13 protein-coding genes are annotated in these 13,683 nt (G+C 73.0%); 5 read left to right on the forward strand and 8 right to left on the reverse strand.

Annotated features, from left to right (window positions below; all coding sequences use genetic code 11):
• Positions 1–228 precede the first annotated feature (228 nt).
• The gene (locus ACFFHC_RS05715; protein WP_379803706.1) at positions 229–2,805 is read left to right on the forward strand and encodes an ATP-dependent Clp protease ATP-binding subunit; all 2,577 of its coding nucleotides are present in this window, start codon (positions 229–231) and stop codon (positions 2,803–2,805) included.
• A 255-nt stretch (positions 2,806–3,060) separates the two neighbouring features.
• On the opposite strand, the gene ACFFHC_RS05720 is transcribed toward ACFFHC_RS05715, so the two are convergent.
• From ACFFHC_RS05720 to ACFFHC_RS05750, 7 genes are all read right to left on the reverse strand, one after another.
• A complete protein-coding gene (locus tag ACFFHC_RS05720; protein ID WP_379803709.1) occupies positions 3,061–3,327 on the reverse strand; it encodes a putative endonuclease domain-containing protein in 267 nt (88 codons plus the stop codon).
• Between the two features lie 939 nt (positions 3,328–4,266).
• Positions 4,267–5,340 carry a cell wall-binding repeat-containing protein gene (locus ACFFHC_RS05725; protein ID WP_379803712.1) on the reverse strand — a complete coding sequence of 358 codons (1,074 nt, stop codon included), beginning with the start codon at positions 5,338–5,340 and terminating at the stop codon, positions 4,267–4,269.
• A gap of 148 nt (positions 5,341–5,488) precedes the next feature.
• Complete coding sequence (locus ACFFHC_RS05730; protein ID WP_141494501.1) at positions 5,489–6,391, reverse strand: SDR family oxidoreductase; 903 nt, start codon at positions 6,389–6,391, stop codon at positions 5,489–5,491.
• 58 nt (positions 6,392–6,449) lie between these two features.
• The gene (locus ACFFHC_RS05735; RefSeq protein WP_070703478.1) at positions 6,450–6,989 is read right to left on the reverse strand and encodes an ABC transporter transmembrane domain-containing protein; all 540 of its coding nucleotides are present in this window, start codon (positions 6,987–6,989) and stop codon (positions 6,450–6,452) included.
• A 16-nt stretch (positions 6,990–7,005) separates the two neighbouring features.
• Positions 7,006–7,152, reverse strand: a complete 147-nt coding sequence (locus tag ACFFHC_RS05740) for a hypothetical protein (protein WP_237769696.1) — start codon at positions 7,150–7,152, stop codon at positions 7,006–7,008.
• Between the two features lie 25 nt (positions 7,153–7,177).
• Positions 7,178–8,638, reverse strand: a complete 1,461-nt coding sequence (locus ACFFHC_RS05745) for a flavin-containing monooxygenase (RefSeq protein ID WP_101850060.1) — start codon at positions 8,636–8,638, stop codon at positions 7,178–7,180.
• Positions 8,635–9,474, reverse strand: a complete 840-nt coding sequence (locus ACFFHC_RS05750; protein ID WP_141494502.1) for an exodeoxyribonuclease III — start codon at positions 9,472–9,474, stop codon at positions 8,635–8,637. Before ACFFHC_RS05750 ends, ACFFHC_RS05745 begins: the two co-directional genes overlap by 4 nt.
• A gap of 58 nt (positions 9,475–9,532) precedes the next feature.
• On the opposite strand from ACFFHC_RS05750, the gene ACFFHC_RS05755 reads away from it, so the two are divergent.
• The 4 genes from ACFFHC_RS05755 (at position 9,533) to ACFFHC_RS05770 (ending at position 13,176) form a co-directional block, all read left to right on the forward strand.
• Complete coding sequence (locus tag ACFFHC_RS05755) at positions 9,533–10,456, forward strand: SDR family NAD(P)-dependent oxidoreductase (RefSeq protein WP_070705015.1); 924 nt, start codon at positions 9,533–9,535, stop codon at positions 10,454–10,456.
• Positions 10,453–11,007 (forward strand): orotate phosphoribosyltransferase, encoded by a 555-nt coding sequence (gene pyrE / locus ACFFHC_RS05760; protein WP_070705018.1) that lies wholly within the window; start codon positions 10,453–10,455, stop codon positions 11,005–11,007. The genes ACFFHC_RS05755 and pyrE overlap by 4 nt, the downstream gene beginning before the upstream one ends.
• Before the next feature lie 80 nt (positions 11,008–11,087).
• On the forward strand, positions 11,088–12,473 hold the full coding sequence (locus ACFFHC_RS05765) for an MFS transporter (protein WP_141494503.1): 1,386 nt from the start codon (positions 11,088–11,090) through the stop codon (positions 12,471–12,473).
• 4 nt (positions 12,474–12,477) lie between these two features.
• Positions 12,478–13,176 carry a TrmH family RNA methyltransferase gene (locus tag ACFFHC_RS05770; protein WP_070705434.1) on the forward strand — a complete coding sequence of 233 codons (699 nt, stop codon included), beginning with the start codon at positions 12,478–12,480 and terminating at the stop codon, positions 13,174–13,176.
• Positions 13,177–13,307: 131 nt separating this feature from the next.
• Here the strand turns inward: ACFFHC_RS05770 and ACFFHC_RS05775 are convergent, their stop codons facing one another.
• Complete coding sequence (locus tag ACFFHC_RS05775; protein ID WP_269149656.1) at positions 13,308–13,430, reverse strand: hypothetical protein; 123 nt, start codon at positions 13,428–13,430, stop codon at positions 13,308–13,310.
• Between the last annotated feature and the right edge of the window lie 253 nt (positions 13,431–13,683).

Consider the following 13,683-nt stretch of genomic DNA (forward strand, 5'->3'; position numbering starts at 1 on the left):
GCCGGTCCCTGCAAGGTAGCCGGGGAAGAGGCCCGGCGCAATTTCCCCGGGGCGCGGTGCACCGGGCTGTCCTCCGCGTCGTTCCGCCGAGTCCGACCGGGGGGGGGCATGCCGCCTCCACCCGTGGTGGGTTGAGTGGAATGGACTCAACTTCGGGGTCGTTGACACCTACAGACGACAGGCGCCCGGGCCCACCGGACGCACCACCCGACCAGTCCGAGGAGACCCATGGACCTCAACCCGACCACCCTCGTGGCCGAGGTGCTCGCCATCGCCCAGCGCGACGCACAGGCGGGCGGGCACCCCGAGATCACCCCCGACCACCTCGTGGCCGCCCTGACCGCGGTCGGTGACGACGCCGTGAAGGCGCTGCTCGCCGCCGCCGGCACCACCCCCGAGGCGGCCGGCGCCGCCGCCCGGCAGGCGCTGTCCACCCAGCCGTCGGCCACCGGCCAGACCCCCCAACTCGGCCAGCAGGCCCTGCGCGTCCTGCAGCAGGCGCACACCATCATGACCGCGCGCGGGGACACCCACCTCGCCCTCGACGTGCTCACTCTCGCCCTGGTGGAGACCGGCGCCGTGCAGGGTGACGCGAAGGCCGTGGCCACCGAGCTGGACGTCCTGCGCGGCGGGCAGAAGGTGACCAGCGAGAACCCGCAGAACGGCTCCGAGGCCCTGGAGCAGTACGGCACCGACCTCACGGCCGTCGCGCGCGAGGGGCGTCTGGACCCCGTGATCGGGCGCGACGCCGAGATCCGCCGCGTGGTGCAGGTGCTCAGCCGCCGCACCAAGAACAACCCGGTGCTCATCGGCGAGCCCGGCGTCGGCAAGACCGCCGTCGTGGAGGGCCTGGCCCAGCGCATCGTCGACGGCGACGTGCCCGAGTCGCTCCGGGGCAAGCGCCTCATCAGCCTCGACCTGGGGGCGATGGTGGCCGGCGCCAAGTACCGTGGCGAGTTCGAGGAGCGGCTCAAGGCCGTGCTGGAGGAGATCAAGGCCAGCAACGGGCAGATCGTCACCTTCATCGACGAGCTGCACACCGTGGTGGGCGCCGGCGGCACCGGTGACGGCTCCATGGACGCCGGCAACATGCTCAAGCCGATGCTGGCGCGCGGCGAGCTGCGGCTCGTGGGTGCCACGACGCTCGACGAGTACCGCGAGAACATCGAGAAGGACGCCGCCCTGGAGCGCCGCTTCCAGCAGGTGTTCGTGGGTGAGCCCTCGGTGGTGGACACCATCGCCATCCTGCGCGGGCTCAAGGAGCGCTACGAGGCGCACCACAAGGTGACCGTGGAGGACTCCGCCCTGGTGGCCGCCGCCACGCTGAGCGACCGGTACATCACCCACCGGCAGCTGCCGGACAAGGCGATCGACCTCATCGACGAGGCCGCCAGTCGCCTGCGCATGGAGATCGACTCCAGCCCGATGGAGATCGACACCCTGCGTCGGGCCGTGGACCGGATGGCCATGGAGGAGATGCACCTGGCCGCCGAGACCGACGAGGCGTCCGCCGAGCGGCTGGCCACGCTGCGGGAGGAGCTCGCGGACAAGCGGGAGGAGCTCTCGAGCCTCACCGCGCGCTGGGAGGCCGAGAAGCAGGGCCTCAACCGCCTGGGTGACCTGCGCGTCCGCCTCGACGAGGCCCGTACGCAGGCCGAGAAGCTGCAGCGCGAGGGCGACTACGCCGGTGCGTCCAAGCTGCTCTACGGCGACGTGCCCGCCCTCGAGGCGGAGCTGGCCGAGGCCGAGCGCTCCGAGGCGGCCGACGGCCCGGAGGACCCGATGGTGTCCGAGGCCGTCACCGCCGACGACATCGCCGAGGTGATCGCCAGCTGGACGGGCATCCCGGCCGGGCGCCTGTTGGAGGGCGAGACCGAGAAGCTCCTGCGCATGGAGGACTTCCTGGGTGAGCGCCTCATCGGGCAGACCGAGGCCGTGCGCACGGTGAGCGACGCCGTGCGGCGCTCGCGGGCCGGCATCGCCGACCCCGACCGGCCCACCGGCTCGTTCCTCTTCCTGGGTCCCACCGGCGTGGGCAAGACCGAGCTGGCCAAGGCGCTGGCGGACTTCCTGTTCGACGACGAGCGGGCGATGGTCCGCATCGACATGTCCGAGTACTCCGAGCGGCACGCGGTGGCACGGCTGGTGGGTGCGCCCCCCGGCTACGTGGGCCACGAGGAGGGCGGTCAGCTGACCGAGGCGGTGCGGCGCCGTCCCTACTCGGTGGTGCTGCTCGACGAGGTGGAGAAGGCGCACCCGGAGACCTTCGACATCCTGCTGCAGGTGCTCGACGACGGGCGCCTCACCGACGGGCAGGGCCGGACGGTGGACTTCCGCAACACCATCCTCATCATGACCTCGAACCTGGGCTCGCAGTTCCTGGTGGACCCCACCCAGGACCCGGCGGCGCGGCGTGAGGGTGTGATGGCGGCGGTGCGGGCGCACTTCAAGCCCGAGTTCCTCAACCGCCTGGACGACACGGTGGTGTTCGAGCCGCTGAGCCGGCAGGAGATCGGCAGCATCGTGGACCTGCAGGTGGACGCGCTGGCCCGGCGGTTGGCCGACCGGCGCATCACGCTGGAGGTCACCGACGCCGCCCGGGCGTGGCTGGCCGACCAGGGGTACGACCCGGCGTTCGGCGCCCGACCGCTGCGCCGGCTGGTGCAGACCGCGGTGGGCGACACCCTTGCCCGCTCGCTGCTGGCCGGCACGGTGCGCGACGGGCAGGTGGTCACCATCGACGTGGACACCGAGGAGCCCTCGGACGCCGGGACCGGCCGGGTGACCGGGCTGCGCGTGGCCTGACGCCCGGCCCGGCGAGGTCGACGACGCGCGAGCCCCTCCCCGACGTCGGGGAGGGGCTCGCGCGTGTGGGCGGTCGGCGAGTTCCGCACCGGTGCGGAACTCGAGCTGACACGGCCGCGAGAACCGCACCGGTGCTGAACTCGACAGTCGAGTTCAGCACCGGTGCGGGATCGGGTTGGGTGTCAGGCCGAGAACGGCACCGGTGCGGGATTGGAAGGGCCGGCGCGCCAGGGCCGGGGGAGGAGCGGGCAGCGGTCATGCGGCGCGGGTGCCGGAATCCTCCAACGCCCGCAAGAGGGCCTCGCGCAGACGTGCGGGACGACTCAGGTCACGGCTCGTCGCACGGATGACCGTCCACCCGGCAGCCTCGTACAGCCGGATGCGTTCGATGTCGAGTTGCCACTGACGCCGGTCGGTGCGGTGGTGGTCCCCCTCGTACTCCGCGGCCACCTTGCGGGAGCGCCACACGAGGTCGCTGCACCCGAGCCACTGGCCGTGGTCGTCGTGCACGTCGGCGTTCACCTCGGGAGCGGGGACTCCCCAGGAGAGCACCAGGTGGCGCAGGTGGGACTCCTTGGGGAGGCCGCGTCCCCGTCGGCGATGGCTAGGGCTGCACGTGCGCGCCCGGCTCCCCGGCCACCCGGCGCCAGCGACCGGGCGAGGTCCTCCACGGTGAGCGTGCCGGTGAGCGGGCAGTCCCGTCCGATGAGCCAGTCGGCCGCGGCCGTCAGGTCCCGCTCTCCCAACATCGTGGCCAGCCCACGCCAGGTGGTGAGCAGGGAGGCGCAGCGAGCACCATCGACCTCCACGGCCTCGAGCGCAGCGTCCTGGTGTCCGCGGACCCCACGGCGTTGAGGTGCCCGGTGCGGCGGGCGGGCTGAGACGTGAACCGGTTCGTCACGTTGCCACGGCGTGGGGAGGGGGATCCCGTGGAAGCGTGCGGCGGTGATGTGGCTGGCGACGAGGTGCTCGGGCAGCGTGGACAGCACTGCCCGCACGATGCTTGGTCCCGCGAGGTCGGCTGGGACCATCAGACCCTGCGTGGGGCTCCAGGCGCCTTGACGGTGCAAGGCGTCGCGGGTCGTCGGTCCGTGGGAGGTCTCCACCCGTCGCCCCCGCGCTGTCCTGAACCAGGAATCCCCCTCGTGCATGTCCCAAGAGTGCCGCGTCCGGGGGATGGCGGGGCGGTGGTCGTCCACAGGCCGCGCGTTCGGTGGGGTTGCCGCTGAGCTGTGCGGGAAGGGGCGTCGCGAGATCCGCACCGGTGCTGAACTCGAGCTGACACGGCCGCGAGAACCGCACCGGTGCGGAACTCGACAGTCGAGTTCCGCACCGGTGCGGGATTGGGTTGGGTGTCAGGCCGAGAACGGCACCGGTGCCGAGTTCGACCGGGGTGATGCCAGCGAGGGCTCACCAGGACGCCCGGCCCGCCGGGTCAGGGGCGGGCCGAGGCCCGGGCGTTCAGTTGCCGCAGATGGCGTGGCAGAGCTGGATCGCCGTCCTGGCGGAGACGGCCTTCTCGCCGCCGAGGATGACGGCGCGGAAGACGTGCTCGTCCAGGAGCTGCTTGCGGGTGGCGTCCGGAAGACGGTCAGGACGGGTCAGCAGCACCGGGACGTCCCACGTGGCCGCGAGCGCGCCACCGGTCAGTGCGTCCGGGTAGGTGGTGCCGCTGGCCACCATCACCGTGTCGTGGTCGCCGAACCGGTCGGCCACCTTGGCGGCGGTCTCGTAGCGGTCCCGACCGGCGATGCGCTCCGTGGCCCCGAGGGTGCGAGCGACCGAGGCGGAGAACGCCCGGGTGCCCCCCACCACGACCACGCGCTTCGGCTTGAGGGCACGCACGGCATCGAGGGTGGACCGCTTGGCACGGGTGGGGTGGGTGAGCAGCAGTGGGACGTCCTGCGACCCGGCGAGGGCGCCGGCCGCCAGCGCGTCGGGGAACGAGGCGTCGGCGCCGGAGACCACGTACAGGGTCTTGACGCCCGGGCGGAAGCGCTTCGCGACCTTGGCGCTGGTGGCGTAGCGGTCGCTGCCCCCGATCTGCTCGAAGAAGTACTCCGAGGCGATGAAGCCGTGGGCCGTCTCCGGCGCGATGGCGTCCGGGCCGCCGAGGAGCTTCACTCCCATGGTGTTCATCGCCCACAGGGCCTGGTCGGTGGCCTGGGGGATGGCGTGCTTGCGCACCAGCAGCACGGGCGCGTCCTTGCCACGGTCCGGGGCCTCAGGGTCGGAGCCCGGGGCAGCGGCCGCGCTGGCGGTGAGCGCGTCGGCGGAGCTCTGGCCGGAGGCGATGTAGGCGGTGTACGCCCGGCCGTAGTGCTCGGCCACGATCCGGGCCGTGTCGTAGCGGTCCCGACCGCCCCATCGGTGGACGCCCGGCTTCAGCTGCTCGGGCGAGGTGGCCGTGGCGGTGGCGGTCGTGCTGGTGCTGTCGGCGGTGGGCGCGGCGGCGTGGCCCCCGGCCGGGGCGAGGCCGAGCCCCAGGCCAGCAGCGGCCAGGACGGCGACGGTACGACGGACGACGGTCTTCATGGGATCCCCTCGGTGTGGTGCAGGACCCGGGCGTCCACCCCGTGGACGGCGGACCCGGTGGGCCCCTTGCCCCGTCCTGTCACGTGGAAAACTAGCGGGGGGCGGGGGCGACCGCAATGCCCCCGCCCGCCCCCCGACGGCCGCCGGCTCACGGGCTGTCGGCGCCGCCGTTCACGTTGAGCGTCTCGCCCACCACGTAGCTCGCGTCGTCGCTGGCCAGGAAGACGTACGCCCCGGCGAGCTCGGCCGGCATCCCCGCCCGGCCCAGCGGCTGCTTGTGCCCGAAGGTCGGCAGCTTCTCCTTGGGCTGCCCCTCCACCACCTGCAGCGGCGTCCAGATGGGCCCCGGCGCCACGAGGTTCACGCGGATCCCCTTCGGTGCCAGCTGCTTGGCCAGGCCCTTGCCGAACCCGTTCTCCGCCGCCTTGGTGGTGGCGTAGTCCAGCAGGTGGTCGCTGGGGGAGTAGGCCTGCACGGAGGTGGTGATGATGATGCTCGACCCCGGCTGCAGGTGCGGCACGGCGGCGCGGCACAGCCAGAACATGGCGTACACGTTGGTGCGCATCGTCAGGTCGAACTGCTCGTCGCTGATCTGCGTGATGTCCGGCACCGACGCCTGCTTGCCGGCGTTGCTCACGAGGATGTCCAGCCCGCCGAGCTCCTCCACGGCGCGGTCCACGAGGGTGTCGCACTCCTCGCGGGTGGTCAGGTCGGCCGGGATGGAGACGGCGCGGCGCCCCTCGGCCTCCACGAGGGCCACGATGCGGTCGGCGTCCTCCTGCTCGTCCGGCAGGTGGTTGATGGCCACGTCCGCGCCCTCACGGGCGTAGGCGATGGCGACGGCGGCCCCGATGCCGGAGTCGCCGCCGGTGATGAGGGCCCGCATGCCGGCCAGGCGGCCGTGGCCGCGGTAGCTGTCCTCGCCGAGGTCGGCGGTGGGCTCCAGCTGGGCGTCCAGGCCGGGGAAGTCCTGGTCCTGCTCGGGGGCGGTGATCCTGGGGAACCGGGTGACGGGGTCGGTCCCGGCGGTCTGCGGCGTCTTCTCGCTCATGCCTCCACTCTGCCGCGGACCCCCGGCGCCTCGCACCCGGAGCCCCCGGTGGGAGGTGTCACACCGAGAGGTCGTACTGCCGCAGGCGCCTTCGGTCGGCGGCCGACCCGGACTCCTGCAGCGCGAGCAGCTCGGCGTAGAGCCCACCGGAGCGGGCCAGCTCCGCGGGCGTGCCCACCTCGTCGATGCGGCCGTCCTTGAGCGTCTCGATGCGGTCCACCGTGTGCACCGTGGAGAGGCGGTGGGCGATGATCAGCGAGGTGCGCCCGGCCATGAGCTCGTCCAGCCCGGCCTGCACCTGACGCTCGCTGCGGGTGTCCAGGGCGCTGGTGAGCGTCGTCAGCCACACGTACAGGGGGAACACGATGAGCAGCACCAGCGCCAGCCACCACGAGTACCAGGCCGAGACCACCAGCACCGCGGCGGTGGTGAGCAGCATGGGCAGGAAGTTGTTGGCGAACCCGTTGAGGAACTGCGTGGTCTCGGAGATGTTGCGCGAGAGCCGGTTGATCACCGTGCCGGTGAGCTCGCGGTCGAAGTGGCGCTGCGGCAGGGAGAGCAGCTTGGCGTAGTACCGGCTGGAGAGGATGCGCCGCATGCGTACCGCCGTGACATCACCCCAGTAGCCCCCCGTTGGACAGGAGCGTGTTGGTCAGGTCGGTGGCCAGCAGGGCCACGGCCAGCAGCAGGATGGCGCGCACGTCGGCGTCCGTGTGGCCGCCGGAGCAGGGAGCGCACGGGTGGATCGTTCCACCCCGCACCGGGCGGTCAGGACAGCACGAGTGGTCAGGACAGGACGAAGTCCTCCGGTCGTCCGCGCAGCAGCCGGAGGAGGTCGCGGCGCAGTCCCGGCCACATGACCGCCTGCGGGTCGGGCACCAGCCCGGCGCGGCGCTGCAGGTCCGTCACACGACGCTCCCAGGCCTCGACCGCCCGGGGGGTGGCCACCACCCGCCGGGCGTCGCTGGACACCAGGGTGCGCACGAGCCGGGCGACCAGCGCGGCGCGTGCCCCGTGCAGGGCGGCGTCACCGCCCACCGGGAGGTCGGAGGCGGGGCCGTGGGTGACGAACAGGTTGGGCACGCGGCCGAGCGTGCCCAGGTGCGGAGCCCAGTCGGCCAGGAGGCCGCCGTCGGCGGCGTCGAGTCCCTCGATGCCGGCGCCCGGGCCCACCGGGTGCGCGCCGGTGGCCAGCACGAGGGCGTCCACGCGGTGACGGGTTCCCTGGACGTCCACCACGGCATCGGGGGCGATACGGTGCACGGCGGTGCGGTGCAGCGTGATGCCCCCTGCGGCCACCTGCTCGAACCACGCCTCGGACCGCACGGTGCCGCGCGAGAGCGGCGAGGAGGCGTGGTGCAGCTCCACCGCCTCGGGGTCCAGGTGCTGTCGGGCCAGGGCGGTGGAGGCCTGCATCGCGCGCTGCCACGGCAGCGGGGTGGGGTCCAGGGCGCCCTCGGCGAGTGCCCACGGCACGCGGGCGGCCGGCGGCAGACCTGTGCGGACCACGCGGCCCACGTCGCGGAGTCGCTGCCCGGCGGCGTCCACGCGGCGGTTGCTTGTCCAGAGGTCCACCGGGTCGGCGTCGGGGCGCTCGGGCAGCACCCAGGGCTGCCCGGGGGAGAAGACCAGCACGTCCGCGCCCTGCTCGGCCAGCGCAGCGGCGGTGTGCACGTGCTCGGTGGCCGAGAGGTGGCCGGCCGCAGGGGACCGGCCGTCCACGCCGGGGGCCAGGACGGCCACACGACGCCCGGCGAGGTCCAGGTCGGACTGCCACACGTGCGTGTGCAGCAGGGGCCCCTCGAAGGCGTCGGTGCCGCGCACCTCGGGCACCACCGGTTCGCCCTCGTGCCCCGTGGCCAGCACCAGGGCCCGGGCGTGCAGCTGGCTCCCGGAGGCCAGGGTGAGGGTCCACGAGCCGTCGGACTGCTGCGCGGCGCGGGTCACCCGGTCGTGCACCAGCTTCTGCCCGATGCCGGCCCACGCCCCCACCCGCTGCAGGTAGCCCACCATCGCCGGGGCGGAGGGGGAGCGCTCGGCGGGGGTGCGGTCGCGGTGGCGCAGGGTGGACTCGCTGAGCGAGCCGCGGCTGCGGGCGCCGGGGTCGTGGCGGTCGAGCCACCGGCCACCCACCGCCCCGCGCTCGTCCACCACCACCACGTCGCGCACGCCTGCGCGGGCCAGGGCGTCCACCACGGCCACGCCGGCGAAGCCCGCACCCACGACGGCGACCGCGTACGGGGTCATGCGCGTGTCCCGGCCTCGGAGCCGCCCAGCTCCACCACCACGGGGGCATGGTCGCTGGTGCCCTTGCCCTTGCGCTCCTCACGGTCCACGAACGCGCCCGTCACGAGCTCGGCGAAGGAGGGCGAGCCCAGGGCGAAGTCGATGCGCATGCCCTGGCGCTTGGGGAAGCGCAGCTGCTGGTAGTCCCAGTAGGTGTACGTGTCGGTCTCGGTGTGCGGGCGCACCACGTCCACCAGCCCGGCCTGCTCGAGGGCCCCGAACGCCTCACGCTCCGGCGGGGTCACGTGGGTGAGCCCCTCGAAGGCCGCGATGTCCCACACGTCGGTGTCCAGCGGGGCCACGTTGAAGTCGCCCATGAGCACCAGCGGGGTCTCCTCGGCGGCCCACTGCCCGGCGTGGCCGGCCAGGGTGTGCAGCCAGCGCAGCTTGTAGTCCATGTGCGGGTGGCCGATCTCGCGGCCGTTGGGCACGTAGAGGCTCCACAGGCGGACGCGGGGCACGGCGGTGCCGTCCTCGCGCGTGCCACCGCCGACCGTGGCGCCCAGGGCGCGGGCCTCCACCACGGGCTCGTCGTCACCCCAGCCGGGCTGCTCGGGGAAGGCGACGGTCACGTCCTGCAGGCCCACCCGGGAGGCGATGGCCACGCCGTTCCACTGGTTGAGGCCGTGGAAGGCGATCTCGTAGCCCAGCTCGTCGAAGCGCTCGCGCGGGAACTTGTCGTCCTTGACCTTGGTCTCCTGGAGGGCCAGGACGTCCACGTCGTGACGCTTGAGGAAGTCCGCCACCCGGTCGATCCGGGCACGGAGGGAGTTGACGTTCCAGGTAGCGATGCGCACGGGGTCACTGTAGGTGAGCAGGTGTGCGTGGCCGGACCTCGTGGTGGAGACTGCCCCCATGGACACCGCACCCGCCCCCACCCCGCGTCCGATGGCGCTGGTCACCGGCGCCTCATCCGGCATCGGCAAGGAGTACGCCACCCAGCTGGCCGCCAAGGGCTACGGCATCGTGCTCGTGGCCCGCGACCGTCAGCGCCTGGAGGCGCTGGCCGTGCACCTGGGCACCCACTTCGGCGTGCCCACCGAGGTGCTCACCGCCGACCTCTCGCAGCGTCAGGACATGGAGCGCGTGGTGCGCCGCCTGGAGCAGGACGAGGACGCCGTGGAGGTGCTCGTCAACAACGCCGGCTACGGGCTGGGCACGGCCTTCCTCGCCTCGGAGATCGAGGACGAGGAGGACGCCCTGGCGGTCATGGTGCGCGCGGTGATGGTGCTCAGCCAGGCCGCCGCGCGCCGCATGGTGGCCGACGGCCACGGCATCGTCATCAACGTCTCGTCGGTGGCCGGGTGGCTGCCGTACGGCACGTACGGCGCCGCCAAGGCGTGGGTGCGCACCTTCACCGAGGGCCTGGCGATGGAGCTGCGCGGAACGGGCGTGCACGTGCAGGCGCTGGCGCCGGGGCTGACCCACACCGAGTTCCACCAGCGGATGGGGGAGGAGTTCGCCGGCGCGCCGGAGTGGGCCTGGCTGCACCCCGACCAGGTGGTGCGCGAGTCCCTCGAGGCGGTGGGCTCCCGCGAGGTGACCTGCGTGCCGGGCCTGCCGTACAAGGTGGCCGCCCTGGTGCTGCCCCGCCTGCCGCGCCGGGTGGTCATGGCGCTCTCGGCCAAGGTGGACGAGCAGGAGCGCGCCCTGCGGGGGCGGGCGCGCCGGGTGGTCTCCTCCTCCCAGGCGCCGGAGCCGGCGCGAGCGGGAGCGGTGGACGCGGGAGCGACGACCTCGGAGGCCGACGAGGACGCCTCGGTACCCTCCGACGCATGACGACCACCTCGCAGTCCGCCCGCACCCTCGCCGAGACCATCGCCTCCGACGCCGTCGTGCACGGAAAGGTGACGCTCTCCTCCGGCAAGGAGGCCGACTACTACGTGGACCTGCGCCGGGTCACCCTCTCCGGCAGCGCCGCCCCGCTGGTGGGCGCGGTGATGCTGGAGCTCACCGAGGACCTCGAGTTCGACGCCGTCGGCGGCCTCACCATGGGCGCCGACCCGGTGGCCACCGCGATGCTGCACGCCGCCGCCGCGCAGGGCCGCCAGCTGGACGCCTTCGTGGTGCGCAAGGCGGGCAAGGCCCACGGGCTGCAGCAGCGCATCGAGGGGCCGTCCATCGCGGGCCGCCGCGTGCTCGTGGTGGAGGACACCTCCACCACCGGCAACTCGCCGCTCACCGCCGTCGAGGCCGTCCGCGAGGCGGGGGCCGAGGTGGTGGCCGTGGCCGTCATCGTGGACCGCTCCTCGGGGGCCGCCGAGGTCATCCAGGGGGCCGGTGTGGAGTACCGCGCTGCGCTGGGGCTGTCCGACATCGGCCTGGCCTGAGGCCCGCACAGTGGCGGATCCGAACGAAATCGTTACCGTTCGGACGTGATTCGGGTCACACGCCCGTCTAGGGTCGCAGCATGCCTGCCACCCTGCACCGTGCCCCCGCCGGGGCGGAGCCGTCGGCTCCTGCCCGGGAGGGCATCTGGCAGGTGCGTGACGTCCCCCGCGTGATCGCCGGCCGTGGCCTGGTGGTGGCGGCCTCCCGCATGCTCATGGTGGTGCTCATGCTGTGGGTCCAGGCCTCCGGCCAGGGCTCGGGCGCCATGGCCGCGGTGATGGTGGCCGTGGCCCTGCCGGCGCTGTTCTTCATGGGTACGGCCGGCGACGTAGCCGACCAGCACGACTCGCGCCGCATCCTCGTCGGCGGCGTGGCCGTGCAGGTGGTGGGCGCCGTCGGCGTGGCGCTCGCCATCGCGCTGGCCCCCGCCTCGGTGGCCCTGCCGGTGGTGGTCGCGCTGGCCTTCCTCTACCAGGTGGGGTCCACCTTCAACCAGCCCGTGTGGGACGCCCTTGTGCCCCGCATCGTGGGCGTCGACCGCGTGGGCGCCGTGGCCTCCTGGCAGCAGGGCGTCAGCAGCGTGGCCGGCCCGCTGGGCGCCGGCGTGGGCGGCGTGCTCGTGGGCTGGTGGTCGGCGGTGGGCGCCCTGGCCGTGACCGCGGCGCTCGTGGCCCTGGTGATGGTGCCGGCGCTCACCGTGGCCACCCGCCGTGGCGGCCCGGACGACGCGCTGCTGGCCGAGGCCCGCGAGGAGGCCCGCCGGGCCGCGCACGAGGCCGGCCCGTGGGCACGCTTCTGGCGTCGCACCCCCTTCGGGCAGCTCTCGCGCAGCATCGCCGCGGTGCGGTCGGTGCCCGCGGCCGGCACGGTGGTGCTGGTGATGTTCTGCTTCATGATCTTCCAGGGGGCGTCCAACGTCATCGAGGTGTTCCTGGTGCGTGGGCCGCTGGGGGCCTCCGAGGCGCAGTACGGACTGAGCGAGGCGTTCGCCGCCGTGGGCGGGGTGGCCGGCGCGTGGGTGACCGCCCGCATCCTGGCCCCGTCCCAGCGCGTGTGGACGCTGGTGACGGGCCTGGTGATCGGTGGTGTGGCCCTGCTCGGCATCGGCGTGGCCCCGCACTTCGGGTTCTACGTGGCCGGGCAGGTGGCGCTCGGCGTGATGCAGGCGCTCGTGGTGGCCAGTGCCGTCACCGTGGTGGTCACGAGCACACCCGACGAGCGCCGCGGCGCCGTCATGGCGGCCTTCAGCGGGTTGCTCAAGCTGGGCACCGTGTGCGCCCTGTCCATCGGCGCCGTGATCGGTGGACTGGTGGACCCACGCACGGCCTTCCTCGCCTTGGGCGCCGCCTCGCTGCTCTCACTGGTGGTCACCGGGTGGCGTCTGCCCGGCATCGCGCGGGGGCTGCGCCGGCAGGAGGAGGAGACTGCCCGCGCGGCCGGTCCGGCGCCCGCTGCGGCAGGATGACCGCGTGACCGACACGCGCCCGAGCTCCCCCGAGGACGAGACCGCGCCGGTCGAGCGCGAGGTGGGGGTGGGCCCCTGGGTGGGGCCGTGGCCGCAGGGCCCCGATGGTGAGCTGCCCGCCCACCTGGACCCCGAGCTGCTGCGTGAGGGGGACCGCCGCAACGTCGTGGACGCCTACCGGTACTGGCGGCACGAGGCGATCGTGGCCGACCTGGACACCCGCCGGACCGGGCTGCACGTGGCGGTGGAGAACTGGGGGCACGACTTCAACATCGGCTCGGTCATCCGCACGGCCAACGCGTTCAACGTGGCGGCCTTCCACGTCGTCGGCCGGCGGCGCTGGAACCGGCGGGGGGCGATGGTCACCGACCGCTACCAGCACGAGCTCCACCACCCCGATGCCGCGGCGCTCGCGGAATGGGCGGCGGCCGCTCCCCGGCGCGACGGGGGGACCGGGCTGCCGCTGATCGGCATCGACAACGTGCCCGGCTCCGTCGGCATCGAGGGGTTCGGGCTGCCGGCCGAGTGCGTCATGGTCTTCGGGCAGGAGGGGCCGGGGCTCACCCCCGAGGTGCAGGAGCGCTGCGAGGTGGTCCTCCACATCGAGCAGCTGGGGTCGACGCGCTCGATCAACGCCGGGGCGGCCGCGGCCGTCGCCATGCACGCCTGGGTGAGGCAGCACGTGCACGGCCTGTCGGGCTGAGGGCAGCCAGACATCTTGGGGAAAACGTTATAGAAGAGTCTTGCGTCGCATTCTCCTTGACTGTAGCTTGAATGACAGGGCGCAAGAGTTGCGCCCTGTCAGAAAGTAATCACAATGTCCCTGATGGATCTTCAGATGATGGCGACCGAGGCCCCGATGTACGACTCGATCGTGGCGAGCGCTTCCAGCAGTTGGAGTGGATGCTGCGGGTAATCTTCGGATTCGATGAGTGGCGGGACGTTGGAGCCCGCCACTCATCGAATGTTAGGGAAGGTTTTGGGATGAGGGATGTTAGATGGCTAGATCGGTTTTTCTACGCTTGGCGACCCGGCCCATGGTTTGCTAGCCTAGAGCAATTGCCGACCGAGGGTTACCCGTATCTCCGCCAAGCGGGACCCGAGAAAATGCGCTGGCGGAGCGGCCCGTGGGTGGGTATTGGGCTCTTCGGAGTTGAGCGTGGGTGCTTGGGGGTAGGGGTCGAGGTCCCGGGCATGATCTGAGGACTTC

It is taken from the genome of Kytococcus schroeteri, from assembly GCF_042433515.1.
In the GTDB taxonomy this organism is placed as follows: Bacteria; Actinomycetota; Actinomycetes; order Actinomycetales; family Dermatophilaceae; genus Kytococcus; species Kytococcus schroeteri.